Here is a 22,770-nt window from a genome sequence, read left to right on the forward strand (position 1 = left end):
CGACGCCTCCTATGACTGCCTCGAACGCTTCTTCCCCGGCGACGCTCTCGCTCGCCCGTCCCGACGACTGGCACCTGCACCTGCGAGACGGCGACATGCTGGCCGCCGTGCTGCCGCACACCGCCCGCCAGTTCGGCCGCGCAATTGTCATGCCGAACCTGAAGCCGCCGGTCACGACCACCGCGCAGGCGCAGGCCTACCGCGAGCGCATCCTTGCCGCGCTGCCGGCCGGGATGACGTTCGAACCGCTGATGACGCTGTATCTGACCGACAACACGCCGCCCGACGAGATCCGCCGCGCGCGCGAAAGCGGCTTCGTGCACGGCGTGAAGCTGTATCCGGCCGGCGCGACGACGAACTCCGACCACGGCGTCACCGATCTCGCGAAATGCGCGAAGACGCTCGAGGCGATGCAGGAAACCGGCATGCCGCTGCTCGTGCACGGCGAGGTGACCGATGCGTCGATCGACCTGTTCGACCGCGAGAAAGTGTTCATCGACCGCGTGATGACGCCGCTGCGCCGCGATTTCCCGGGCCTGAAGGTCGTGTTCGAGCACATCACGACGAAGGACGCGGCCGACTACGTGCGCGACGCCGATGCGGCGCCCGGCCTGCTCGGCGCGACGATCACCGCGCATCACCTGCTGTACAACCGCAACGCGCTGTTCGTCGGCGGGATTCGCCCGCATTACTACTGCCTGCCGGTGCTGAAGCGCGAGACGCATCGCGTGGCGCTGGTCGAGGCCGCGACGTCGGGCAACCCGCGCTTCTTCCTCGGCACCGACAGCGCGCCGCATGCGCGCGACGCGAAGGAAACCGCATGCGGCTGCGCGGGCTGCTACACGGCGCTGCACGCGCTGGAGCTGTACGCGGAAGCGTTCGACACGGCCGGCGCGCTCGACAGGCTGGAAGGGTTCGCGAGCTTCTTCGGCGCCGATTTCTACGGGCTGCCGCGCAGCGCCGAGACAGTCACGCTGCGCCGCGAGGCGTGGGAACTGCCGCGCGAGATCTTCGCGGGCGACACGCCGGTCGTGCCGCTGCGCGGCGGCGAGACGATCGGCTGGAAACTGGCGTGATCGATGCGCCGCCGCGCGAGCCCGGCCATGCGGCCGGCCGCGCGGCGGCGGATTTCGCGCGGATCGACGGGGCCGCGCCGTGGTTCGCGCCCTATGCGGTGCCGGACCGGCCAGGCGGCCGCATTGGCGGGTGACGCCCGGTGCGATGCGCTGAACGGCGCGTTGCGCGACGGTGCGCGTGTCAGCGGTCGCGGCCGAACGCGCGACGCGCACTGACGAGCCGCGATTTCGCGCCGCTCCCGGCGCTTGGGGTACCGGGCGGGTGCGCCTCGGATGCCGATGCCGCGTTCTACGACGGTCCGGCCGAATTTCGCGGCGGCCGCCCCACGCGCGCTGCCGGCGGCGGCGCGCAGTGCTAGAATGCGCGTCGCAAAGCAGGCCAGGCAGTCGCGGCCTCGCCGCCTTCGGGCGCGCGGGGGCGAGGAAAGTCCGGACTCCACAGGGCAGGGTGATGGCTAACGGCCATCCGTGGCGACACGCGGAACAGGGCAACAGAAAGCAAACCGCCGATGGCCCGGCGCAAGCCGGGATCAGGTAAGGGTGAAACGGTGCGGTAAGAGCGCACCGCGGCGACGGCGACGTTCGCCGGCACGGTAACCTCCACCCGGAGCAATTCCAAGTAGGCAGGCGCGCATTTTCGGATGCAGGACGGGGCCCCCGTCTCGTCTGCGGGTAGGAAGCTTGAGCGCGTCAGCAATGGCGCGCCTAGAGGAATGGCTGCCACGCGCTGTGCGCTTCGGCGCGCAGTGTGCACAGAATCCGGCTTATCGGCCTGCTTTGCCGTTCGAATGCGAAAGGGCCGGCGTCTCCTTGCGGAGCGCCGGCCCTTTTTTCATGCGCGCGCCGCGCGATCAGACGGCGACGATGTCGAACGAATGCGTGAGTTCGGCCGTTTTCGCGATCATGATCGACGCGGAGCAGTACTTGTCGTGCGACAGGTTGATCGCGCGCTCGACCGTGGCCGGGTTCAGGTTGCGGCCGGTGACGGTGAAGTGGAAGTGCACCTTCGTGAACACCTTCGGATCTTCGCTGGCGCGCTCGGCCTTCAGCGTGACCGAGCAGCCGGTCACTTCCTGGCGGCTCTTCTTCAGGATCAGCACGACGTCATAGGCCGTGCAGCCACCGGTGCCGAGCAGCACCATTTCCATCGGGCGCGGCGCGAGGTTGTGGCCGCCGCCTTCGGGGGCGCCATCCATCGTGACGAGATGCCCGCTGCCGGTCTCGGCGGAAAACGCCATGCCGTCCTGGCCCATCCAGCTTACTTTGCATTCCATGCTTGCACTCCAGCGTTGCCTGATTCGGATTCGATCCGGCATTGTAGCCCGCTGCGCAACGGCCGGCTGATGCGCTGCACGACGTGCAATGCCGGCGCCGCTCGGGCAGGGCGCCGGACGGCAATTTCCTCGCGTCTTTTAGGGGTTTTGCTCTAGACGAGGACGATTTCCGCTCATGCCTTGCAGTGGCATGTAATTGATTTTAAAGAAGAAGAGGGTTTCTAGCGCGCCCTGCTCGAAATTTCGCATTATGGTTTTGGATTTCGTAATGCAAATTTTCTTGTGAAGTCGGCGGTGCATTCGTATAATGAGCCTCATTGGTTGTCGCGCTGCGGCAACCTCCGAATGTCTCCTCCACCCTCCTCCTAAGGTGGATTAAGCCCGAACCAGCCGTTCGGGCTTTTTTTCGTCCCATGCAAACATCGGCGCGCGGTTTGCGCACGCTGGCAGCGTCACGCGGGCTGCCGTGCGGCCGGTTGCGATGTCGCATCGGGCGCCGTGGCGCGCGAGCGTGCGTCAGGCGCCGGTGCGTGGGCGGCCGACGCATGGCCGTGGCCGCGAGCGCAGAAATGGCGGACGCGTTCGCGCACCGCGCGCAGGCGGGCGACGCGATCCTCGGCATGGGCGTTCCGGGCTTCGGTGATGCGCGCATCGAGCGCGTCGAGCTTGGCTTCGCAGCCGGCGTGGGCGGCGACGGCGGGCGCCGCGGTGGCCAGCAGCGCGGCCGCGAGGAAGGGCGTAAGTCGTTGTTTCTTCATGCTGGTTTGTTGTTTTCCGTGTTCGGCCGGTCGGGCGCGGCAAGGTCAGGTGCCGCGTGTCGATGGGTGCCTCCCCGGGCGCTCGGATCGCCTGGTCAGTTGGGGCACGACCGGATTTTGGCCCATTTCGGCCGCCACGGGCACGGGACGTGGATTCCCTTTGACCGCGTTGCCGTATTTCCTTTATAATTCAGGGCTTTTCCGCATTCATGCCCACGGAAAAAGAACAGGGAGAGCCTGCACCGCGCCTTGAAGCGCACATAGACAAGCAGGAAGAACACATCGGGCAAAGCATTTTTTTTGGATCGATCATGAAGACGTTTTCCGCAAAAGCCCATGAGGTGACGCGCGAATGGTACGTGATTGACGCGACGGATAAGGTTCTCGGCCGTGTTGCCAGCGAAGTGGCACGCCGTCTGCGCGGCAAGCACAAGCCTGAGTTCACCCCGCACGTCGACACTGGTGATTTCATCATCATCATCAACGCGAGCAAGTTGAAGGTCACGGGCAACAAGACTCTGGACAAGAAGTACTACCGTCACTCGGGCTACCCGGGCGGTATCTATGAAACGACGTTCGGCAAGATGCAAGAACGCTTCCCGGGCCGTGCGCTCGAGAAGGCGGTCAAGGGCATGCTGCCGAAGGGCCCGCTCGGCTACGCGATGATCAAGAAGCTGAAGGTCTACGCTGAAGCTACGCATCCGCATTCGGCTCAACAGCCGAAGGCGCTCGAGATCTAAGGGGAGCCCACATGATCGGTAACTGGAACTACGGTACGGGCCGCCGCAAAAGCGCAGTCGCACGTGTCTTCATCAAGGCTGGCAAGGGCGACATCATCGTCAACGGCAAGCCCATCGCTGACTACTTCTCGCGCGAAACGTCGCTGATGATCGTGCGTCAACCGCTGGAACTCACGAACCACGGCCAGACGTTCGACATCAAGGTCAACGTCAACGGCGGCGGCGAAACGGGTCAGGCAGGCGCAGTTCGCCACGGCATCACCCGTGCACTGATCGACTACGACGCGACGCTGAAGCCGTCGCTGTCGAGCGCAGGCTTCGTCACGCGCGATGCGCGTGAAGTCGAGCGTAAGAAGGTCGGTCTGCGCAAGGCACGCCGCGCAAAGCAGTTCTCGAAGCGTTAATTCCGCTTCATGGCCTCGCCGCCTTCGGGTGGCGTCCGCCGGAAAAACCGCCAGCTTTCATGCTGGCGGTTTTTTTATGGCCGCTTGTTTGCCCGCGCCCAGGCCGCCGCCGCGGCAGTCCGCGCGGGCACGTTTGATGAAATCGACAAGAACCTATTGATTTCATGGACTTCAGCACGATCTTCTGATCGGCCCTACAATAGCGGCTAAAGCTTCTTGGAGAGTTCGAATGAACGCTGTTACCGAATCCGCAGCAACGACGACCGATATGCCGCTGCCGTTCGTCTTCACCGACGCCGCGGCCGACAAGGTCAAGCAACTGATCGACGAAGAGGGCAACCCCGACCTGAAGCTGCGCGTGTTCGTGCAGGGTGGCGGCTGCTCGGGCTTCCAGTATGGCTTCACGTTCGACGAGGAAGTCAACGAGGACGACACCGTGATGAACAAGAACGGCGTCCAGCTCCTGATCGACTCGATGAGCTACCAGTACCTGGTCGGCGCCGAGATCGACTACAAGGACGACCTCAACGGCGCCCAGTTCGTGATCAAGAACCCGAACGCGACCACCACCTGCGGGTGCGGTTCGTCGTTCTCGGTCTGAGCGCACGACAGTTTCGCGCCGGTTCGCCGGAATGAAAAACGGGGCTTCATGCCCCGTTTTTTTACGTCCGTCTGCCATGCGGCACCCGCCATGCGGCGGGCGTCGCATCAGCGCGGATAGAGTGCGCCGAGCACGCGGTTGCCGTCCGCGCCGGTGACCGTCGCGAGATTGCCGGGCTGGCGCGCGGTGAAGCGGTAGGCGAGCCACGCGAACGCGAGTGCCTCGACCTGCTGCGGCGGCACGCCGAGCGCGGCCGTCGTATCGACGGTGGCCGGTACGCCTGCCTCGCGCAGCGCGTGCCTGATCGCGTCGAGCAGCACCGGATTGCGTGCACCGCCGCCGCAGACGAAGACGGCCTTGCAGCCCGGAGCATGCGTGGCGATCTCGCGCGCAACCGACACGGCGGTGAGCGCCGTGAGCGTCGCCTGCACGTCCTCCGGCGCGATCTGCGCGAACGCGGCGAGCTTTGCGTCGAGCCACGCAGGGTTGAACAGGTCGCGTCCGGTGCTTTTCGGCGGCGGCGCGGCGAAATACGGTTCGTCGAGCAGCGCGTCGAGCAGCGGCGCATGCACGGTGCCGCGCGCGGCGAACTTGCCGCCGTCGTCGTACGGCTTGCCCAGATGGCGGGTCGCCCATTCGTCGATCAGCGCATTCGCGGGGCCGCAGTCGAAGCCGCGCACGTCGCCGCCTTCGCCGGGCAGGATCGTGATGTTGCTGATCCCGCCGAGATTGCAGACGACGCGAGTTTCGCCGGGCGCACCGAACACCGTCGCATGGAACGCCGGCGCGAGCGGTGCGCCGTGGCCGCCGGCGGCGACGTCGCGGCTGCGGAAATCGGCGATCACGTCGACCTGGGCCAGCTCGGCGAGCAGCGCCGGGTTGTTGAGCTGCCGCGTATAGCCGCGCTCGGGGCGATGGCGCACCGTCTGGCCGTGCACGCCGATCGCGCGGATCTCGTCGCGCGACAGCCCGGCCGTGCGCTGCAGCTCATGGCAGCACACCGCATAGCGCGCGACGAGCGCATTCGCCGCGAGCGATTCGCGGTCGATTTCGTTGTCGCCCGGCTGCTGCAGCGCGAACAGCGCGTCGCGCAGCGATTGCGCGAAGCCGACGAACGCTTCCGCGAGGACGACCGGCGCCTTGCCGGCCTCGAAACGCACGGCGACGCCGTCGACGCCGTCCATGCTGGTTCCCGACATCAGCCCGAAGTAGATGCCGTCGGCCGGATGGGCGTGTTGCGGCTGTCGTTGCGGCACGTTGGGTTCTCCTGGATCGTGCGGCGCGGGCCGGTGCCGCGCGCCTTGCGCCCGATTATCCGCGCAACCTGACGTGTCGTTAAGCGATGCGCGCGCAAGTTATGGGAAAATCCCTGTTTTTGCGACATTCTTCCTGGCACCGATGAGCACCGAACCCAGTTCCAAGCCTGTTTTCCCGATCACCGACGAAGTCCGGCATGCGCTCGCCGTCACGAAGCGCGGCGTCGACGAGCTGCTGATCGAGGAAGAGTTCGCGCAGAAGCTCGCGCGCAGCGCGGCCACGAACACGCCGCTTCGCATCAAGCTCGGCCTCGACCCGACCGCGCCGGACATCCACATCGGCCACACGGTCGTGCTGAACAAGATGCGCCAGCTGCAGGACCTCGGCCACACGGTGATCTTCCTGATCGGCGATTTCACGTCGCTGATCGGCGATCCGTCGGGCCGCAATGCGACGCGCCCGCCGCTCACGCGCGAGCAGATCGAATCGAACGCGAAGACCTACTTCGAGCAGGCTGCGCTCGTGCTCGATCGCGACAAGACCGAAATCCGCTACAACAGCGAATGGTCGATGCCGCTCGGCGCGGACGGGATGATCAAGCTGGCGTCGCGCTACACGGTCGCGCGGATCCTTGAGCGCGAAGACTTCACGAAGCGCTTCCAGGGCGGCGTGCCGATCTCGATCCACGAATTCCTGTACCCGCTGATGCAGGGCTACGATTCGGTCGCGCTGAACGCCGATCTCGAACTTGGCGGTACCGACCAGAAGTTCAACCTGCTGGTGGGCCGCGAACTGCAGAAGCAGTACGGCCAGGAACAGCAGTGCATCCTGACGATGCCGCTGCTCGAAGGCCTCGACGGCGTCGAGAAGATGTCGAAGTCGAAGGGCAATTACGTCGGCATCAGCGAGAAGCCGACCGACATGTTCGGCAAGCTGATGAGCATCTCGGACACGCTGATGTGGCGTTACTTCGAGCTGTTGTCGTTCCGCAGCCTCGACGAGATCGCCGGCTTCAAGCGTGAGGCCGAAGGCGGTCGCAACCCGCGCGACTTCAAGGTGCTGCTCGCGCAGGAAATCGTCGCGCGGTTCCATTCGCAGCCCGACGCCGAGCGCGCGCTCGAAGACTTCAACCACCGCGCGAAGGGCGGTGTGCCGGACGACATTCCGTCGGTCACGCTCGCGGGTGCGCCGCTCGCGATCGGCCAGCTGCTGAAGCAGGCGGGCCTCGTGCCGTCGACCAGCGAAGCGCTGCGCAACATCGAGCAGGGCGGCGTGAAGATCGACGGCGCGACGGTGTCGGACAAGGGGCTCAAGGTCGAAGCCGGCGAATTCGTCGTGCAGGTCGGCAAGCGCCGCTTCGCACGCATTACGCTGACCGCATGATCGCGCTGATCCAGCGCGTCAGGCGCGCCGACGTGCGCGTCGGCGACCGCACGACGGGCGAGATCGGTGCGGGCCTGCTCGCGCTGGTCTGCGCGGAGCGCGGCGACACCGAGGCCGCGGCCGACAAACTGCTTGCGAAGCTGCTCGGCTACCGGGTGTTCAGCGATGCGGCCGGCAAGATGAACCTGCCGGTGTCGAACATCGACGGCGAGGGCCGCGCAGGTGGCCTGCTGCTCGTGTCGCAGTTCACGCTGGCGGCCGATACCAACAGCGGGCTGCGTCCGAGCTTCACGCCGGCCGCGCCGCCCGACGAAGGCGCGCGGCTGTTCGACTATTTCGTCGCGGCCGCGCGGGCGCGTCATCCGGTCGTCGAGACGGGCGAGTTCGGCGCCGACATGCAGGTGTCACTCGTCAACGACGGCCCCGTGACGTTCTGGCTGCAAGTGCGGCCCTGATTCTTTCCCGGAGACGCGCCGCGATGGCCACCACGCAGATTCTTTTCATCCGCCATGGCGAGACCGCCTGGAACCGCATCAAGCGCATCCAGGGCCATATCGACATCCCGCTGGCCGACACCGGGCTCGCGCAGGCAAAGCGGCTGGCTGTCCGGCTCGAGCGAGAGGCGCGCGAGGGCGCGCGGATCGATGCCGTGTATTCGAGCGACCTGATGCGCGCGCAGCAGACCGCACAACCCTTTGCCGATGCGCTCGGTCTGCCGCTGCAGCTCCGCGAAGGGTTGCGCGAACGCTCGTACGGCGCGTTCCAGGGACACGACAGCCCCGAGATCGAGACGCTGTTTCCGGATGCATATGCGGCCTGGCAGACGCGCGACCCGGGCTTCGCGCCGGAAGGCGGCGAGTCGCAGCGCGCGTTCTATCACCGCGTGCTGCATGCGCTCGAGCCGATCGTCGCCGCGCATCCGGGCGGCCGGATCGCGTGCGTCGCGCACGGCGGCGTGCTCGACTGCGTGTACCGCTTTGCGAACGGGATCGAGCTGTCGGCGCCGCGCACTTATCAGCTGCTCAACACGAGCATCAACGTCGTCGATTACGTGGACGGCCGCGCGCAGGTCGTGCAGTGGGCCGACGTGTCGCATCTGGAAGCCGCGAGCGACGACGACGGGTACCGCAAGGTCCTCTGAACCCCTGCGCCCCGGCCGGCCTGCCGGCCGGGGTTTCTGCGACTGCGTGACGCTTATTGCGGCAACGCGTGGCGCGTCTTGTAGTCGAGCGCGTACGCGATCTTGCCGGGCTTGTCGGCCGTGACCGGCTGGCGCAGCTTGTCGAATTCCCCCTTGTTGTACTTCTTCCCGCCGTTGATCGCGTCGGCACGCCCGAGGTCGGCGCCCGTCTTGCCGTCGATCACCGGGTCCGTCGCCGCGACCATGCGCGTCGACGCATTCCAGACTGCATTCAGGTAGCCCGTGTCGGCTTTCGCCGGATCGGGATCGGTCGTGCCGCCGCGCGTGAGGTCGTAGTTCGCCAGCGCGAACGTGCCCGGCTGCGCGCGCAGCCAGTCGGCCCAGTAGAACTCGAGATAGTCGGTGGCTTGCGCGGGCTTGCTGTAGCCGATGTCGCGCGTGAAATAGACGAGCGACCGGTAGCGGTCGTTCGTCATCCCGAGTTTCAGGCCAAGCCCGGCCGGCAGTTGCGCGGTCGTGATCGGCTTGCCTTCGCCGTTCTTCAGGCGCAGGTAGCCGCGGCTTTGCATCTGTTGCCAGAACGCGTCGCCCGAGTAGTTGCTGAGGTTGTCCTTGACGACGACGTGCACGTGCAGCGCCGGGCCACCGTTGGGCGTCTCGTAGTAGGTCGACAGGCCGTGGTGGCCGTCGGTCAGGTACAGCGCATCGCCGTTCGGGCCGATCACGACGGGATTCAGCACCGAGCGGTCGCGGGCGTTCGCGTCGGTCGTCGTGCACGTGTAGCTTGCGGGCTCGCGCAGCGACGATTTGGCCGTGTAGCCGCTCGATGCGACGCCGCCGAGCCCTTCGTCCGCGCAGAAGTCGTCGAATTTCTTGTCGGGCTGCAGTTCGTAGCGACCAAGCTTGTAGTAGATCTGGTCGTAGCCGATCGCGCCCTGCGTCGGATGGAGATCGCCGAGCGTGACGTCGATCAGGTCGCCTGCGCGGGCGGCCTTCCACTTGCCCGGTTGCGGCGTGGTGGTCGCGGGTGGCGTGGCGGGCGGCGCGGTCGTCGTGCCGCCGGCAGGCGTCTGCGCGTCCGTGCGCGCAACGGCGGCGACTTCGTCGCCCCCGCACGCAGACAGGGCGAGCAAGGTGGACAGGCTGGCGGCAAGGGCGAGACGGATCGGCAGGCGTGGCATCGCGGGTATCGGGTGTCGGTCGGGTGGGCGGGGCACTGCGCGGGTAACGGACGGCGCGCACGGGACGTGCAGCACGTGCGACCGCGCGCGGGTGCAAGCCCGTCAGCTTGTCACAGGTATTTGACAGTAAATTGAAATGATCGGAGGAAGCCGATCGTCAGGCGGGCGGCGTGCCGTCGGAAGGGAGTGCGGTGGCACGGCGGCGCGCGCGCTTCGACGCGCCGTTGACGAGCGCCCAGCGCAGCACGGGGGCGACGGCGCGTATGCCGGGCCGGACCACCGCGCGCCGCAACGGCGCGAACGTCGACACGCCGAGCATGCGCTGCGCCCAAGGCGGCAGCAGGTCGATCCCCGCATGCACCATCAGCGACGCGGCCGGCCGCAGCGCAGGCTTCGCGACCGGTACGTTCAGCAGGATCGACATCACGTCGAACGTGTGCGGCCCGGCTTCGAGTTCGGGCTGCATGCGCGCGAAATACGCGGCTACCTCGGCGCGCGAACGGGGCACCTCGTGTGCGCCGAGCAACTCGGCGATCAATGCCGTTTCGGCGTAGTAGCGATCTTGCTGCTCGCCCGACAGCGCCGGATTCACATAACGCAGATGCGCGACGAGGAAACTCGACACTTCCGCGACATGCACCCAGGTCAGCAGCGCCGGATCGTCGGCGCGGTACGGCCGCCCGTCGGGCGCGGCGCCCGAGATGCGCGCATGGATCGTCTTCACGCGCTCGATCAGCGCGAGCGCGTCTGCGCGGCTGCCGAACGTCGTGCCCGTGATGAACGTGGCGGTGCGCCGCAAGCGGCCGAGGATGTCGGTGCGAAAGGAAGAGTGATCCCAGACGCCCGCGAGTGCGAGCGGATGGAGCGCCTGCAGCAGCAGCGCGGCGATGCCGCCCGTCATCATCGACGTGAAGTCGGCATGGACGCGCCAGCAGACGGCGTCGGGGCCGAACAGCCCCGGGTCGCCAGGTGGCGACGAAAGATCGATCGACGGGCCGCCGCCGCCCACCGTCAGGTGCGTGATGCCGGCCACGAGCCGCTTGCGAATCGGCTCGGCCCAGCGCGGGCCCGGTGCGGGTGCGGCGGGGTGGCGGGCAGGCGGCGTGGTCATGGCGGGGTGGCGCGGGCGACGGGTTACTTCCCGTCCGGGGTATTCCACTCGTCGCGTTCGGGGCGGCGGGCGTCGGGCACCGAAAGCCCGAAATGCCGATATGTGAGCAGCGTCGCGACGCGCCCGCGCGGCGTGCGCTGCAGGAAGCCCTGCTGGATCAGGTACGGTTCGAGCACGTCTTCGATCGTGTCGCGCTCCTCGCCGATCGCCGCCGCGAGGTTGTCGATGCCGACCGGGCCGCCGTCGAACTTGTACAGGATCGCTTCGAGCAGCTTGCGGTCCATCAGGTCGAAGCCGACCGGATCGACGTCGAGCATCGCGAGCGCGGCATCGGCCACGGCCGAGGTGATCTGGCCGTCGGCCTTCACTTCCGCGAAATCGCGCACGCGGCGCAGCAGCCGGTTCGCGATCCGCGGCGTGCCGCGCGAGCGCTTCGCGATTTCCAGCGCGCCGTTCGGATCGATCTGCGCGTTCAGCAGCGACGCCGAGCGCCGCACGATGCGCGACAGCTGATCGGCATCGTAGAACTCAAGCCGCGCGACGATCCCGAAACGGTCGCGCAGCGGGTTGGTCAGCATCCCCGCGCGGGTGGTCGCGCCGACCAGCGTGAACGGCTGCAGGTCGAGCTTCACGCTGCGCGCGGCCGGGCCTTCGCCGATCATGATGTCGATCTGGTAATCCTCGAGTGCCGGATACAGGATTTCCTCGACGACCGGCGACAGCCGGTGGATCTCGTCGATGAACAGCACGTCGTTGGCTTCGAGGTTCGTCAGCAGCGCGGCGAGATCGCCTGCGCGCTCGAGCACGGGGCCCGAGGTCTGGCGCAGGTTCACGCCCATCTCGCGCGCGATGATGTGCGCGAGCGTCGTCTTGCCGAGACCCGGCGGCCCGAACAGCAGCACGTGGTCGAGCGGCTCGGAGCGGCGCTTCGCGGCTTCGATGAAGATCTCGAGCTGGCCGCGCACCTTTTCCTGGCCGACGTAGTCGTCGAGCTGGCGCGGCCGCAGCGCACGTTCGAACACCTCCTCGTGCGACGAGGTGGGCGTGGCGGCGATGATCCGCTGCTCGGTGGCGAGTTTGTCGGTTTCAATCATGCGGCCATTGTACCGCGCGCCGACGTCCGGCCTACCTGGCCGAACGGCCGACTGGCGGGTGCCGCGCCGCGGCGCGACACTGGCTTCGACGGCCGGATTGCCGAACGTGCGTTACACCTTCGACAGCGCCTTCAGCGCGAGCTTGATGCCTTCGGACACGCCGGTGCCGGCCGGCACGTTCTTGATCGCGGCCAGGCCTTCCTTCTCGGAGTAGCCGAGCGCGAGCAGCGCGTTGAGGATGTCGGTCGCGTGATCGGACGGCGATGCGGCCCCGGCAAGCGCACCGAGGTCGGCGCCGAGCTTGCCCTTCAGTTCGAGCAGCAGGCGCTCGGCGGTTTTCTTGCCGATGCCGGGCAGGCGCGTGAGGCGCGCGGCGTCCTGCATCGTCACGGCCTGCGCGAGCTCCTGCACGCTCATGCCGGACAGCACGGCGAGCGCCATGCGCGCGCCGATGCCGGTGATCTTCAGCAGTTCGCGGAAGGTCGTGCGCTCCTGCGGTGTCAGGAAGCCGTACAGCAGGTGCGCGTCCTCGCGGACGATCTGCTGCGTGAGCAGCACGATGCGCTCGCCCGTGTGCGGCAGGTTGTAGAAGGTGCTCATCGGCACGTCGATTTCGTAGCCGACGCCGTTGCAGTCGACGAGCAGATGAGGCGGGTTCTTTTCGAGCAGGATGCCGGCGATGCGACCGATCATGGAGGGCGGGATGCGAGGAATAAAGCGCGAGTGTAGCGCACGTGCGGCGCAATGCCGATGGGGCGGGACATCAGGCCGAAACGATGCGTGTCGCGGGTGCGCCGCGCGCGGTGGAAACGCTCACGGCGACCGGCCCGGCGTGCCGGGCGACTGCATACGCCGGCGTCAGCCGACCAGCCGCCCGCGCCGCACGCGCAGCCCCTTCTTCGCGAGCGCCGGCGCGAGGCCGCCGAGGGTGCTGAGCGTGTCGCCGCCGTGCGCATGGCAGATCGCCATGCCGAGCGCGTCGGCCGCGTCCGAGCCCGGTTGGCCGGACAGGTTGAGCAGGCGCGTGACCATTTCCTGCATCTGCGTCTTGGTCGCGCGGCCGTAGCCGACCACCGCCTGCTTCAGTTGCAGCGCCGTGTATTCGGCAACCGGCAGGCCGCCCGCAACGAGGCCGCAGATCGCGGCGCCGCGTGCCTGGCCGAGCAGCAGCGTCGACTGCGGGTTCACGTTGACGAACACCTTTTCGATCGCGGCCTGGTCGGGCGCATGTTCGCGCACGATCGTCGAGACGCCCTGGAAGATCGTGCCGAGCCGGGTGGCCAGGTCGGCCGTCGGCGTGCGGATCACGCCGCTCGTGACATAGGCGAGCCGGTGGCCGCTGACGTCGATGACGCCGAAGCCGGTGACGCGCAGGCCGGGGTCGATGCCGAGAATTCGCATGAGTGAGGAGAATTGCCTGATGCAGCGATACTACAACGAATGGTGCGTCGCGCCGGCCGCACGGTTGCATGCGGAGGCGCCGCGCAATAAAAAACCCGGCGGGTGCAACGCCGCCGGGCTTTCATGTTGCAGCCACGCGGGCCGCACGCGATCAGTGACGGAAGTGGCGCACGCCCGTCAGGACCATCGCGATGCCGTGCTCATCGGCTGCCGCGATCACTTCGTCGTCGCGCATCGAGCCGCCCGGCTGGATCACGCAGGTCGCGCCTGCCGCCACGACGACGTCGAGGCCGTCGCGGAACGGGAAGAACGCATCCGACGCGACGGCCGAGCCGGCCAGCGTCAGGCCCGCGTTCTGCGCCTTGATGCTCGCGATGCGCGCGGAATCGACGCGGCTCATCTGGCCGGCGCCGACGCCGAGCGTCATGCCGCTGCCGCAGAACACGATCGCGTTCGACTTCACGTACTTCGCGACGCGCCATGCGAACAGCAGGTCGTCCATTTCCTTCGCGGTCGGCTGGCGCTTCGTGACGACGCGCAGCTCGCTCGGCTGCACGTTCCGCGAGTCGAGCGACTGCACGAGCAGGCCGCCGCCCACGCGCTTCAGGTCGAATGCGTTATGGCCGTCGCCCAGTGCGATTTCGAGCAGGCGCACGTTCTGCTTCGCGGCGAACACCTGCTTCGCGGCGTCGGAGAACGACGGGGCGATCAGCACTTCGACGAACTGCTTCGCAACAGCCTGCGCGGCCGCTTCGTCGACTTCGCGGTTGAACGCGATGATGCCGCCGAACGCGGAAGTCGGATCCGTCTGGAATGCCTTTGCGTACGCGTCGGCCGAGTCGTTGCCGACCGCGACGCCGCACGGGTTCGCGTGCTTGATGATCACGCAGGCCGGCGCGTCGAACGTCTTCACGCATTCCCACGCCGCGTCCGAATCCGCGATGTTGTTGTACGACAGTTCCTTGCCCTGCAGCTGGCGGTAGTTCGCCAGTGCGCCGGCCGGCGTCGCGAGGTCGCGGTAGAACGCCGCGCTCTGGTGCGGGTTCTCGCCGTAGCGCAGGTCCTGCACCTTGTCGAACGCCATGTTCAGCGTGGCCGGGTACGCGCTGCGCGACGCGTGCTTCAGCTCGTCGGTCAGGCTCGTCAGGTAGTTCGTGATCGCGCCGTCGTATTGCGCGGTGTGCGCGAACACCTTCGTCGCGAGGCGGAAGTTGGTCGGGTAGCCGACCGTGTTGCCGTTCGCCTTCATTTCATCGAGCACGACCGCATAGTCGGCCGGGTCGACGACGACCGTCACGTCGCGGTGGTTCTTCGCAGCGGAGCGCAGCATCGTCGGGCCGCCGATGTCGATGTTCTCGATCGCGTCGGCGAGCGTGCAGTCGTCCTTCGCGATCGTCGCGACGAACGGGTACAGGTTCACGACGAGCAGGTCGATCGTCGGGATGCCGTGCTGTTCCAGCGCCTGCATGTGCTCGGGCAGGTCGCGGCGCGCGAGGATGCCGCCGTGCACCTTCGGGTGGAGCGTCTTCACGCGCCCATCGAGCATTTCCGGGAAGCCCGTGTAGTCGGCCACTTCGGTCACGGGCAGGCCCGCGTCGGCGAGGAGTTTCGCAGTGCCGCCGGTCGACAGCAGCTTGACGCCGAGGTCGGACAGCGACTTCGCGAAGTCGACGATGCCGGTCTTGTCGGAAACGGAAATGAGCGCTTGCTTGATCATGATGGAACCACCAATAGCCAGGGAAACGGGGACGGGACGGCCGGCTTACAGCAGGCCGTGCTGCTGCAGCTTCTTGCGCAGCGTATTGCGGTTGATGCCGAGGTACTCCGCGGCGAGCGACTGGTTGCCGCCTGCCTGTACGAGCACGACCTCGAGCATCGGCTTTTCGACGCAGGACATCACCATTTCATAGACGTCGTGCGGATTGGAGCCGTCTAGATCCCGGAAATACACGTCCAGGCTCTCGCGGACACATTGTTCGATGTTGTGCTTGCTCATGCTGCTAACTGGTTATGGTCGTCCGACTCGCCCTGGCCGTTTTCCTCTTCGTCATCGACGTAGACGAGGTGGTCCGACAGCGCTTTTTGCGCCTCGAAGAATGCATTGACGGCGGCGAGCTGCTCGCGGGAGGAATCGAGCGTGTTCATCCTGTGCCGGAACCCGTTGGCACCGGAAAGGCCGCGAGTGTACCAGCCGATGTGCTTGCGCGCAGTACGGACACCCGTGAATTCACCGTAGAAAGCGTAGTGGTCTTCCAGGTGTTCGTTCATCACGTGCTGGATCTCGTCGATCAGCGGCGGGGGCAGCAGTTCACCGGTTTGCAGGAAATGATCGATTTCGCGGAACAGCCACGGCCGGCCTTGCGCGGCACGACCGATCATCAGCGCGTCGGCGCCGGTTGCGTCGAGCACGGCCTTCGCTTTCGCGGGCGACGTGATGTCGCCGTTCGCGACGACCGGAATCCGAACGGCTGCCTTCACGGCCGCGATGGTGTCGTACTCGGCGTCGCCGCGGTACAGGTCGGCGCGCGTGCGGCCGTGCACGGTGAGCATCGAGATGCCGGCGGCTTCGGCCAGGCGCGCGACCGTGATCGCGTTCTTGTGCTCGCGGTCCCAGCCGGTGCGGATCTTCAGCGTGACGGGCACCGCATCGGGCCCCGTACCGACCGCCGCGACGACGGCCTCGACGATCCGCTGCACGAGCGGCTCGTTCTGCAGCAGCGCGGAGCCGGCCGCGACGTTGCAGACCTTTTTCGCCGGGCAGCCCATGTTGATGTCGATGATCTGCGCGCCGTTGTCGACGTTGTAGCGGGCCGCTTCGGCCATCATCGCCGGATCGGCGCCGGCGATCTGGACCGCGATCGGCTCGACTTCGCCTTCGTGGTTCGCGCGCCGCATCGTCTTTGCGCTTTTCCACAGCTGCGCGTTGGACGCGACCATCTCGGACACGGCGTAACCGGCCCCCAGCCGCTTGCAGAGCTGGCGGAACGGACGATCCGTCACCCCGGCCATCGGGGCGACGAACAGGTTGTTACGCAATACGTGAGGACCGATAGCGGGCATCGCAATGGCACCGCCCGCGACCGGCGCGGGCAGGGGAAGGGAAGACGGAAAACGAGCATTTTACCGTATTCCCATGCCCCGCCGATTTGACCCGGTTTGCCTGGCATGCCCGGGCAAACCGGGCGGCGCGCCCGCGTGTCAGTTGCGCTGGCCGAACATCATCTGGCGCGCGATCGCCTTCTTGAGCGGCGGCACGAATTCGAGTGCGGTCAGCGCCGCGCCGCGCAGCAGCGGAAGCGGGCCCGAGTCGATCGTAAACAGGCGGGCCAGCGTGTCGGTCGCACCGATCGTGAAGCGCCGGTCGAGCGCGCGGCGCGCGTTGAAGGTCGCGAGCGCGGTTGCTTCGAAGCCTTGCGCAGACAGCGCGTCGACGAGCGTATGCGCATCGCGCAGCCCGAGGTTGAGCCCCTGGCCCGCGACGGGGTGCAGGGTTTGCGCGGCATTGCCGACGATCGCGACGCGGCCGCTGACGAGCGTCGGCGCGGCGTTCAGCCCGAGCGGGAACGATGCGCGCCCGGCGATCGCGACGAACTCGCCCATGCGTGCGCCGAATACGCTGCCGAGTTCGCGCAGGAACGCGTCGTCGGGCAGCGCCGCGCGGCGTGCCGCTTCGTCGGGCGTACAGCACCAGACGAGCGAGTAGTCGGCCTGGCGCGGCCCGCCGAGCGGCAGCAGCGCGAGCGGGCCTTCGTGCGTGAAGCGTTCCCATGCGACGTTCGGGCGCGGCGCCGATACCGTGACCGTGCCGACGAGTGCGGTCTGCCCGTAATCGCGGCGATGCTTGGCCGTATCGGCCTGCTGTTCATGGAACAGCCCGCCTTCGGCATTGATGACGATCCGCGCGCGCAGCGTGCGCTCGCCCTGCGGCCCGTCGAGCGTCAGCGTGACACCGTCGGCGTCCTGCTGCGGTGCACGTGCGGTGGTCGACGTGAGCCAGTCGACGCGCGTGCTGCGCACGGCGCCGGCGAGCGCCTGCACGATCGAGCCGTAGCGCACCACATAGCCGAGCGCGGCGAGGTCGTGCTCTTCGCGGTCGATCAGCGTGCGGCCGAAATGGCCGCGCTGCGACACGTGGATATGTTCGATCGGCGTCGCGTCGGCGGGCCACGCGAGCGTGTCGAGCAGCACGCGGCTGCCGTGCGACACGGCGATCGCGCGTGGGTCGTTCGCATTCGCGGCCGGTTCGCGCGCGTCGATCAGCGCGATCGATGCGTGCTGCGTCGCGCTGCGGCGTGCGAGCCAGCCGGCGAGCGCGAGCCCGACGGGGCCCGCGCCGACGATGGCGAGGTCGTAGTCCGGCGTGGCCGGGGAGGAAGCGGTCGTCATCTTGATTCGTGAAACGGTGGTAACGGTCGGCGGCCGGTCATGCGCCCGCGCGCATCAGCGCTTCGATCTCGTCGGCCGCGACGGGCACGCCGCGCGTGATCAACTCGCAGCCGTGCTCGCGCACGATCGCGTCGTCCTCGATGCGGATGCCGATGTTCCAGTATTCGGACGGCACGTCGTCGGCCGCGCGCACGTACAGGCCGGGTTCGACCGTCAGCGTCATGCCGGGCTTCAGCGTGCGCCACGGCAGCGCGCCATTGTCGTCGCGCTCGGCGAGCCGCTCGCGGTAGTCGCCGCAGTCGTGCACGTCCATCCCGAGCCAGTGGCCGGTGCGATGCATGTAGAAGCGCGAATAGGCGCGCTCGGCGATCACGTCGTCGACGGTCGAGAAGCGCGCTTTCGGGATGATGCCGGTGTCGAGCAGGCCCTGCGCGAGCACGCGTACCGCCGCATCGTGCGGCGCCTCGAACGGCACGCCCGCGCGCGTTGCATCGATCGCGGCCTGCTGCGCGGCGAGCACGATGTCGTACAGCGTGCGCTGCGCGGGCGAGAAGCGCCCGTTGGCCGGGAACGTGCGCGTGATGTCCGATGCGTAGCCGTCGAGTTCGCATGCGGCGTCGATCAGGATCAGGTCGCCGTCCTGCGCGGCCGCGTTGCCGGCCGGGTAGTGCAGCACGCACGCATTCGCGCCGGCCGCGACGATCGAACCGTACGCGGGCGATTGCGCGCCGTGCTTGCGGAACAGGTACAGCAGTTCGGCCTCGAGTTCGTATTCGCGGATGCCGGGGCGGCACACCTGCATCGCGCGGCGGTGCGCGAGCGCGGAGATGTGCGCGGCGCGCATCATGATCGCGAGTTCGTGTTCGTCCTTCACGAGCCGCATGTCGTCGAGCAGCGGCGTGAGGTCGAGCAGCGCGTCCGGCGCGGCGACGCCCGTGCGTGCCAACGCACGCACCGCATCGATCCAGCCGGCAAGCTGGCGCTCGAAGTCGGCCGATGCGCCGAACCGGTAGTGCACGGTGCCCGCGTCGGCGAGCAGGCGCGGCATCTCGGTATCGATCACGTCGACCGCGAATGCCGCGTCGAAACCGAACGCGTCGCGCGCGGCGTCGGGCCCGTAGTGAAAGCCTTCCCAGATCTCGCGGTCGACGTTCTTGCCGCGGCAGAACAGGATCGACTCCGGCGCGCCGTGCGGTGCGGCCGCGTTCAGCACGAGCACGGCATCCGGCTCGGTGAAGCCCGTCAGGTAATGGAAGTAGCTGTCGAACCGGTACGGGTAGGCCGTATCGCGGTTGCGCAGCAGTTCCGGCGCGGTGGGGACGATGGCGATGCCGCCGCCCGCGGCACGCAGTGCGGCAAGCACGCGTTCACGGCGCTGGCGGTAGACGTCGACGGCGATGGCGGTATCGAGGGGCGCATTCATCGTGCGATTGTAGCGCCGCGCGACGCGGTGCGTGAGAGTGGGGCCGGAAGCCGCGCCGGAAGGCCCGCGCGGCGGCTGTTGCAAACCATCCACAGGCCGGACGGCCGATTTTCTGTCACGCGACGCTGGCCGGTTATGATCGACGACAACGTATACTCTCGGCGGTTCCCCAAAAAAGGCAGATGATGAAATTAATCGGTTCGCTCGGCAGCCCGTACGTCCGCAAGGCGCGGATCGTGCTCGCTGAAAAGAAGATCGACTACAAGCTGGAGCTCGAGAACGTGTGGGCGCCGGAGACGGATATTCATGCATCGAATCCGCTCGGCAAGGTCCCGTGCCTCGTGATGGAGGATGGTGCCGCGGTGTTCGATTCCCGCGTGATCTGCGAATACGTCGACACGCTGTCGCCGGTCGGCAAACTGATTCCGCCGTCGGGCCGCGAGCGTGTCGAGGTCCGTTGCTGGGAAGCGCTGGGCGACGGCGTCCTCGACGCGGCGGTCGCGATTCGCATCGAGCACACGATGCGCGACGAGGCGCAGCGCAGCGCGAGCTGGATCGCGCGCCAGCAGCGCAAGATCGACGACGGTCTCGTCGCGATGTCGCAGGGTCTCGGCGGCAAGACGTGGTGCGTCGGTAATCATTACACGCTCGCCGACATCGCACTCGGTTGCGCGCTCGGCTATCTCGACTTCCGGATGCCCGAGCTCAACTGGCGCGATCGCCACCCGAACCTCGACAAGCATTTCGTGAAGCTCCAGCAGCGGCAATCGTTCGCCGATACGCTGCCGCAGAACTGAGCGGTTGCCGGCCGCGCGTTCGCGCATTCGGCAGACGAAAGAAAAGCGCCCCGCGGGGCGCTTTTCTTTTTGTCGCGCAGGCCGCCGCCGGAGCGGGGCGGCAGCGCGTCACTCGATCGACGCGTACACGGCTTCGCCGAGCGTGAACGAATCGCTGCGCGCGATCGGCCACCACTTGTCGTACAGCGTGAAGCCGCAGGTCTGGCCGTCGAGCAGCGCACCGGGCTTCAGGTACTTCAGCAACTGCGACATCAGCCGCACCTCGTGCGGCGCGACCCGCTGCACGATGTGATGCGCGCGCAGCTCGGACGGATGCCCGAGGCCGGCGGCCTGCACGAGTTCCTGCAGCGCATGCAGCGTATTGCGGTGGAAGTTGAACACGCGCTCGGCCTTGTCGGGCACGACGAGTGCGCGCTGGCGCACCGGGTCCTGCGTCGCGACGCCGGTCGGGCAGCGGTCGGTGTGGCAGTGCTGCGCCTGGATGCAGCCGACCGCGAACATGAAGCCGCGCGCCGAGTTCACCCAGTCCGCGCCGATCGCGAGCGTGCGCGCGATGTCGAACGCGGTGATGATCTTGCCGCTCGCGCCGATCTTCACGCGATCGCGCACGCCGATCCCGACGAGCGTGTTGTGCACGAGCAGCAGCCCTTCCTGCAGCGGCACGCCGACGTGGTCGGTGAATTCGAGCGGCGCCGCGCCCGTACCGCCTTCCGCGCCGTCGACGACGATGAAGTCGGGCACGATGCCGGTCTCGATCATCGCCTTCGCAATGCCGAAGAATTCCCACGGATGGCCGATGCACAGCTTGAAGCCGGTCGGCTTGCCGCCGGACAGCGTGCGCAGCCGCTCGACGAATTCGAGCAGCCCGCGCGGCGTCGAGAATTCCGAGTGCGTCGCGGGCGAGATGCAGTCCTTGCCCATCGGCACGCCGCGCGTTTCGGCGATTTCCGGCGTGATCTTCGCGGCCGGCAGTACGCCGCCGTGGCCGGGCTTCGCGCCCTGCGACAGCTTCACCTCGATCATCTTGACCTGCGGATCGGCAGCCTGCTTCGCGAACTTGTCGGGGTTGAACGTGCCGTCGTCGTTGCGGCAACCGAAGTAGCCGGACGCGATTTCCCAGATGATGTCGCCGCCGTTCTCGCGGTGGTACTTCGACAGCGAGCCTTCGCCGGTATCGTGCGCGAACCCGCCTTTCTTCGCGCCGAGGTTCAGCGAGCGGATCGCGTTCGCGGACAGCGAGCCGAAGCTCATCGCCGAGATGTTGAAGATCGAAATGTCGTACGGTTGCGCGCGATTCGCGCCGACGCGGATGCGGAAATCGTGGTTCGGCAGTTTCGTCGGCGCGAGCGAGTGGCTGATCCATTCGTGCGCGACGGCTTTCACGTTCAGCTCGGTGCCGTACGGCCGGTTGTCGGCGACGTTCTTCGCGCGCTGGTAGACGAGGCTGCGCTGCGCACGCGAGAACGGCTTCTCGTCGGTGTCGTCCTCGACGAAGTACTGACGGATTTCAGGTCGGATGAATTCGAACAGGAAGCGGAAGTGGCCCCAGAGCGGGTAATTGCGCAGGATCGCGTGACGGTCCTGTTTCAGGTCGTACACGCCGAGCGCGACGAGGGCGACGGGGATGATGATCCACAGCCAGGAAAGCATATGGGCCGACGCGAGCGCGGCCGCCGCGACGAGCAGCAGGACGGCACACCACATCGCCAGGTAGCGTCGGGAAAACATGGGGACTCCATCGTCATTATTCGGATGATGGCCGCTGCGCGAGACGCGCGGCGGCCGGCAGGCCGGCACGGGCGGCGTCGTGCCGGGCCGGCGGGCGTGGTGCCGGTGCCGTACCCGGCCGCTGCCGGCGCCCGCGATGGTCGAGAGTCTACTACGGGTCCCGTGAAGCCAGCGTTGCCGAGCGATCGCTCAGCAGTCGGCGCCGGCGTGGCGGATGAACGGGCCGTAGGCGGGCGCGTCGGGCTTCAGCTTGCCGCCGGCTTCGAAATCCGTGTCGCGGTTGAACGGTACCGGCGGCCACGCATCCCACTCGACCAGCCGCGCGCAGTAGTCCGCAAGCTGCCGCGCGAGGCGCGCGTCGCGTTGCTGCGCGCCGTCGCCGGCCAGATCGCCGCGAACGTCGTGGATCAGGTGCGGCTCAAGCACGTCGAAGCCGATATAGCGTAGCGCGTACATGATCGGCCATAGCAGCAGGCGGGTATCGCCCTCCCGGCCGTCGGGCGCGCATGCGGCAGCTGACGAGCCGGTCGTGACGCTCAGCAGCGCGCGGCGGCCGTGCAGCACGCCGCGGTCATGGCGCCGGCTGCTGCTGTACAGGCCCCCGTAGACGAACACGCGGTCCATCCAGCCTTTCAGGATCGCGGGCGCGCCGAACCACCAGAGCGGGAACTGCAGGATCAGCGCGTCGGCCTGCCGCAGCAGGCCGACGTGACGCTCGACCTCCGGTGCGAGCGTGCCGCGCTCCCAGTGATGGCGCTGTTCGCGTTGCGCATCGAAGCGCGACGCATCGAGCCGGTCCGCGTAGTGGCGCGGCGCCTCGCCCGGATCGAACGCGTCGGCGTACAGGTCCGCGATCGTCGCGATGTGGCCTGCCGCGCGGCAGGTCTTTGCCGCCGCGCCGGCGAGGGCGGCGTTGAACGAGCGCGGTTCGGGATGGGCGACGACGATCAGCACCTGCATGACGGGCTCCGTGAGTGTGAGACGATGATGGCGCGCAGCGGCGGGGCGGCGCAAT

24 protein-coding genes, 1 other RNA gene and 1 pseudogene are annotated in these 22,770 nt (G+C 67.6%); 11 read left to right on the forward strand and 15 right to left on the reverse strand.

Translation table 11 applies throughout. The features are described 5' to 3' along the window. Window positions 1-11 precede the first annotated feature (11 nt). The 4 genes and pseudogenes from pyrC to rnpB all read left to right on the forward strand — a co-directional run bounded on the left by pyrC (window position 12) and on the right by rnpB (window position 1,859). The gene (gene pyrC, locus ACWMMN_RS03135) at window positions 12-1,076 is read left to right on the forward strand and encodes a dihydroorotase (protein WP_059236125.1); all 1,065 of its coding nucleotides are present in this window, start codon (window positions 12-14) and stop codon (window positions 1,074-1,076) included. Continuing rightward, a complete protein-coding gene (locus ACWMMN_RS03140; RefSeq protein WP_174993266.1) occupies window positions 1,073-1,210 on the forward strand; it encodes a hypothetical protein in 138 nt (45 codons plus the stop codon). Before pyrC ends, ACWMMN_RS03140 begins: the two co-directional genes overlap by 4 nt. 66 nt (window positions 1,211-1,276) lie before the next feature. Further along, window positions 1,277-1,435, forward strand: a pseudogene (locus tag ACWMMN_RS03145) (DUF3025 domain-containing protein); the annotation flags it as partial. Window positions 1,436-1,447: 12 nt separating this feature from the next. Beyond that, window positions 1,448-1,859, forward strand: an RNA gene (gene rnpB / locus ACWMMN_RS03150) — RNase P RNA component class A. 68 nt (window positions 1,860-1,927) lie between these two features. On the opposite strand, the gene ACWMMN_RS03155 is transcribed toward rnpB, so the two are convergent. Then, window positions 1,928-2,392 (reverse strand): OsmC family protein, encoded by a 465-nt coding sequence (locus ACWMMN_RS03155; protein ID WP_081051880.1) that lies wholly within the window; start codon window positions 2,390-2,392, stop codon window positions 1,928-1,930. A 410-nt stretch (window positions 2,393-2,802) separates the two neighbouring features. Next, a complete protein-coding gene (locus ACWMMN_RS03160) occupies window positions 2,803-3,108 on the reverse strand; it encodes a hypothetical protein (protein ID WP_486422966.1) in 306 nt (101 codons plus the stop codon). Between the two features lie 311 nt (window positions 3,109-3,419). Between ACWMMN_RS03160 and rplM the strand changes: the two genes are divergently transcribed. The 3 genes from rplM to erpA all read left to right on the forward strand — a co-directional run bounded on the left by rplM (window position 3,420) and on the right by erpA (window position 4,853). Further along, window positions 3,420-3,848 (forward strand): 50S ribosomal protein L13, encoded by a 429-nt coding sequence (gene rplM / locus ACWMMN_RS03165; protein ID WP_009687896.1) that lies wholly within the window; start codon window positions 3,420-3,422, stop codon window positions 3,846-3,848. Window positions 3,849-3,859: 11 nt separating this feature from the next. Next, window positions 3,860-4,252, forward strand: a complete 393-nt coding sequence (gene rpsI, locus ACWMMN_RS03170; RefSeq protein WP_006476904.1) for a 30S ribosomal protein S9 — start codon at window positions 3,860-3,862, stop codon at window positions 4,250-4,252. A gap of 229 nt (window positions 4,253-4,481) precedes the next feature. Continuing rightward, window positions 4,482-4,853: an iron-sulfur cluster insertion protein ErpA gene (erpA, locus tag ACWMMN_RS03175; RefSeq protein WP_006759918.1), complete on the forward strand. Its 372-nt coding sequence runs from the start codon at window positions 4,482-4,484 to the stop codon at window positions 4,851-4,853. A gap of 107 nt (window positions 4,854-4,960) precedes the next feature. Here erpA and ACWMMN_RS03180 read toward each other — a convergent pair whose 3' ends face one another. After that, a complete protein-coding gene (locus tag ACWMMN_RS03180) occupies window positions 4,961-6,109 on the reverse strand; it encodes an anhydro-N-acetylmuramic acid kinase (protein ID WP_059236120.1) in 1,149 nt (382 codons plus the stop codon). A 142-nt stretch (window positions 6,110-6,251) separates the two neighbouring features. Between ACWMMN_RS03180 and tyrS the strand changes: the two genes are divergently transcribed. Genes tyrS through ACWMMN_RS03195 form a run of 3 tightly spaced genes read left to right on the forward strand, consistent with a single transcriptional unit; the run spans window position 6,252 to window position 8,634 of the window. Further along, window positions 6,252-7,493 carry a tyrosine--tRNA ligase gene (gene tyrS / locus ACWMMN_RS03185; RefSeq protein WP_059236118.1) on the forward strand — a complete coding sequence of 414 codons (1,242 nt, stop codon included), beginning with the start codon at window positions 6,252-6,254 and terminating at the stop codon, window positions 7,491-7,493. Beyond that, entirely contained in the window at window positions 7,490-7,948 is a 459-nt protein-coding gene (gene dtd, locus ACWMMN_RS03190) for a D-aminoacyl-tRNA deacylase (RefSeq protein ID WP_059236116.1), read from the forward strand. Before tyrS ends, dtd begins: the two co-directional genes overlap by 4 nt. A gap of 23 nt (window positions 7,949-7,971) precedes the next feature. Next, window positions 7,972-8,634, forward strand: a complete 663-nt coding sequence (locus tag ACWMMN_RS03195; RefSeq protein ID WP_059236114.1) for a histidine phosphatase family protein — start codon at window positions 7,972-7,974, stop codon at window positions 8,632-8,634. A gap of 53 nt (window positions 8,635-8,687) precedes the next feature. Here the strand turns inward: ACWMMN_RS03195 and ACWMMN_RS03200 are convergent, their stop codons facing one another. The 10 genes from ACWMMN_RS03200 to ACWMMN_RS03245 form a co-directional block, all read right to left on the reverse strand. Next, a complete protein-coding gene (locus ACWMMN_RS03200) occupies window positions 8,688-9,815 on the reverse strand; it encodes a ParB/Srx family N-terminal domain-containing protein (protein WP_486422967.1) in 1,128 nt (375 codons plus the stop codon). 157 nt (window positions 9,816-9,972) lie between these two features. Then, the gene (locus ACWMMN_RS03205; RefSeq protein ID WP_256085564.1) at window positions 9,973-10,926 is read right to left on the reverse strand and encodes an oxygenase MpaB family protein; all 954 of its coding nucleotides are present in this window, start codon (window positions 10,924-10,926) and stop codon (window positions 9,973-9,975) included. Window positions 10,927-10,949: 23 nt separating this feature from the next. Then, window positions 10,950-12,020, reverse strand: a complete 1,071-nt coding sequence (gene ruvB, locus ACWMMN_RS03210; protein WP_059236108.1) for a Holliday junction branch migration DNA helicase RuvB — start codon at window positions 12,018-12,020, stop codon at window positions 10,950-10,952. A 111-nt stretch (window positions 12,021-12,131) separates the two neighbouring features. Next, entirely contained in the window at window positions 12,132-12,713 is a 582-nt protein-coding gene (gene ruvA, locus ACWMMN_RS03215) for a Holliday junction branch migration protein RuvA (protein ID WP_059236106.1), read from the reverse strand. Between the two features lie 165 nt (window positions 12,714-12,878). Further along, window positions 12,879-13,421 carry a crossover junction endodeoxyribonuclease RuvC gene (gene ruvC / locus ACWMMN_RS03220; protein ID WP_039361444.1) on the reverse strand — a complete coding sequence of 181 codons (543 nt, stop codon included), beginning with the start codon at window positions 13,419-13,421 and terminating at the stop codon, window positions 12,879-12,881. Window positions 13,422-13,572: 151 nt separating this feature from the next. Next, window positions 13,573-15,138, reverse strand: a complete 1,566-nt coding sequence (purH, locus tag ACWMMN_RS03225; RefSeq protein WP_059236104.1) for a bifunctional phosphoribosylaminoimidazolecarboxamide formyltransferase/IMP cyclohydrolase — start codon at window positions 15,136-15,138, stop codon at window positions 13,573-13,575. Window positions 15,139-15,183: 45 nt separating this feature from the next. Continuing rightward, complete coding sequence (locus ACWMMN_RS03230; protein ID WP_006476892.1) at window positions 15,184-15,417, reverse strand: Fis family transcriptional regulator; 234 nt, start codon at window positions 15,415-15,417, stop codon at window positions 15,184-15,186. Next, window positions 15,414-16,481, reverse strand: coding sequence for a tRNA dihydrouridine synthase DusB (gene dusB, locus ACWMMN_RS03235; RefSeq protein WP_059236102.1), 1,068 nt, complete (start codon window positions 16,479-16,481; stop codon window positions 15,414-15,416). The genes ACWMMN_RS03230 and dusB overlap by 4 nt, the downstream gene beginning before the upstream one ends. A gap of 138 nt (window positions 16,482-16,619) precedes the next feature. Further along, complete coding sequence (locus ACWMMN_RS03240; RefSeq protein ID WP_059236100.1) at window positions 16,620-17,807, reverse strand: UbiH/UbiF/VisC/COQ6 family ubiquinone biosynthesis hydroxylase; 1,188 nt, start codon at window positions 17,805-17,807, stop codon at window positions 16,620-16,622. A 37-nt stretch (window positions 17,808-17,844) separates the two neighbouring features. Continuing rightward, window positions 17,845-19,230 carry an aminopeptidase P N-terminal domain-containing protein gene (locus ACWMMN_RS03245; protein ID WP_059236098.1) on the reverse strand — a complete coding sequence of 462 codons (1,386 nt, stop codon included), beginning with the start codon at window positions 19,228-19,230 and terminating at the stop codon, window positions 17,845-17,847. A gap of 182 nt (window positions 19,231-19,412) precedes the next feature. On the opposite strand from ACWMMN_RS03245, the gene ACWMMN_RS03250 reads away from it, so the two are divergent. Further along, window positions 19,413-20,027: a glutathione S-transferase family protein gene (locus ACWMMN_RS03250; RefSeq protein ID WP_059236096.1), complete on the forward strand. Its 615-nt coding sequence runs from the start codon at window positions 19,413-19,415 to the stop codon at window positions 20,025-20,027. A 108-nt stretch (window positions 20,028-20,135) separates the two neighbouring features. Here ACWMMN_RS03250 and ACWMMN_RS03255 read toward each other — a convergent pair whose 3' ends face one another. Both ACWMMN_RS03255 and ACWMMN_RS03260 read right to left on the reverse strand, forming a co-directional pair. Continuing rightward, on the reverse strand, window positions 20,136-21,755 hold the full coding sequence (locus ACWMMN_RS03255) for an FMN-binding glutamate synthase family protein (RefSeq protein ID WP_059236094.1): 1,620 nt from the start codon (window positions 21,753-21,755) through the stop codon (window positions 20,136-20,138). 189 nt (window positions 21,756-21,944) lie between these two features. After that, window positions 21,945-22,715 carry an NAD(P)H-dependent oxidoreductase gene (locus tag ACWMMN_RS03260; RefSeq protein WP_486422968.1) on the reverse strand — a complete coding sequence of 257 codons (771 nt, stop codon included), beginning with the start codon at window positions 22,713-22,715 and terminating at the stop codon, window positions 21,945-21,947. Window positions 22,716-22,770: the final 55 nt, after the last annotated feature.

Source organism: Burkholderia cepacia complex sp. TUM26381 (genome assembly GCF_057439935.1).

Bases quoted from the DNA above. Each gene is read 5' to 3' on its own strand.
- pyrC (WP_059236125.1), top strand. From the start codon at position 12: ATGACTGCCTCGAACGCTTCTTCCCCGGCGACGCTCTCGCTCGCCCGT.
- ACWMMN_RS03155 (WP_081051880.1), bottom strand. From the start codon at position 2,392: ATGCCGGATCGAATCCGAATCAGGCAACGCTGGAGTGCAAGCATGGAA.
- ACWMMN_RS03160 (WP_486422966.1), bottom strand. From the start codon at position 3,108: ATGAAGAAACAACGACTTACGCCCTTCCTCGCGGCCGCGCTGCTGGCC.
- rplM (WP_009687896.1), top strand. From the start codon at position 3,420: ATGAAGACGTTTTCCGCAAAAGCCCATGAGGTGACGCGCGAATGGTAC.
- rpsI (WP_006476904.1), top strand. From the start codon at position 3,860: ATGATCGGTAACTGGAACTACGGTACGGGCCGCCGCAAAAGCGCAGTC.
- erpA (WP_006759918.1), top strand. From the start codon at position 4,482: ATGAACGCTGTTACCGAATCCGCAGCAACGACGACCGATATGCCGCTG.
- tyrS (WP_059236118.1), top strand. From the start codon at position 6,252: ATGAGCACCGAACCCAGTTCCAAGCCTGTTTTCCCGATCACCGACGAA.
- dtd (WP_059236116.1), top strand. From the start codon at position 7,490: ATGATCGCGCTGATCCAGCGCGTCAGGCGCGCCGACGTGCGCGTCGGC.
- ACWMMN_RS03195 (WP_059236114.1), top strand. From the start codon at position 7,972: ATGGCCACCACGCAGATTCTTTTCATCCGCCATGGCGAGACCGCCTGG.
- ACWMMN_RS03200 (WP_486422967.1), bottom strand. From the start codon at position 9,815: ATGCCACGCCTGCCGATCCGTCTCGCCCTTGCCGCCAGCCTGTCCACC.
- ACWMMN_RS03205 (WP_256085564.1), bottom strand. From the start codon at position 10,926: ATGACCACGCCGCCTGCCCGCCACCCCGCCGCACCCGCACCGGGCCCG.
- ruvB (WP_059236108.1), bottom strand. From the start codon at position 12,020: ATGATTGAAACCGACAAACTCGCCACCGAGCAGCGGATCATCGCCGCC.
- ruvA (WP_059236106.1), bottom strand. From the start codon at position 12,713: ATGATCGGTCGCATCGCCGGCATCCTGCTCGAAAAGAACCCGCCTCAT.
- ruvC (WP_039361444.1), bottom strand. From the start codon at position 13,421: ATGCGAATTCTCGGCATCGACCCCGGCCTGCGCGTCACCGGCTTCGGC.
- purH (WP_059236104.1), bottom strand. From the start codon at position 15,138: ATGATCAAGCAAGCGCTCATTTCCGTTTCCGACAAGACCGGCATCGTC.
- ACWMMN_RS03230 (WP_006476892.1), bottom strand. From the start codon at position 15,417: ATGAGCAAGCACAACATCGAACAATGTGTCCGCGAGAGCCTGGACGTG.
- dusB (WP_059236102.1), bottom strand. From the start codon at position 16,481: ATGCCCGCTATCGGTCCTCACGTATTGCGTAACAACCTGTTCGTCGCC.
- ACWMMN_RS03240 (WP_059236100.1), bottom strand. From the start codon at position 17,807: ATGACGACCGCTTCCTCCCCGGCCACGCCGGACTACGACCTCGCCATC.
- ACWMMN_RS03245 (WP_059236098.1), bottom strand. From the start codon at position 19,230: ATGAATGCGCCCCTCGATACCGCCATCGCCGTCGACGTCTACCGCCAG.
- ACWMMN_RS03250 (WP_059236096.1), top strand. From the start codon at position 19,413: ATGATGAAATTAATCGGTTCGCTCGGCAGCCCGTACGTCCGCAAGGCG.
- ACWMMN_RS03255 (WP_059236094.1), bottom strand. From the start codon at position 21,755: ATGTTTTCCCGACGCTACCTGGCGATGTGGTGTGCCGTCCTGCTGCTC.
- ACWMMN_RS03260 (WP_486422968.1), bottom strand. From the start codon at position 22,715: ATGCAGGTGCTGATCGTCGTCGCCCATCCCGAACCGCGCTCGTTCAAC.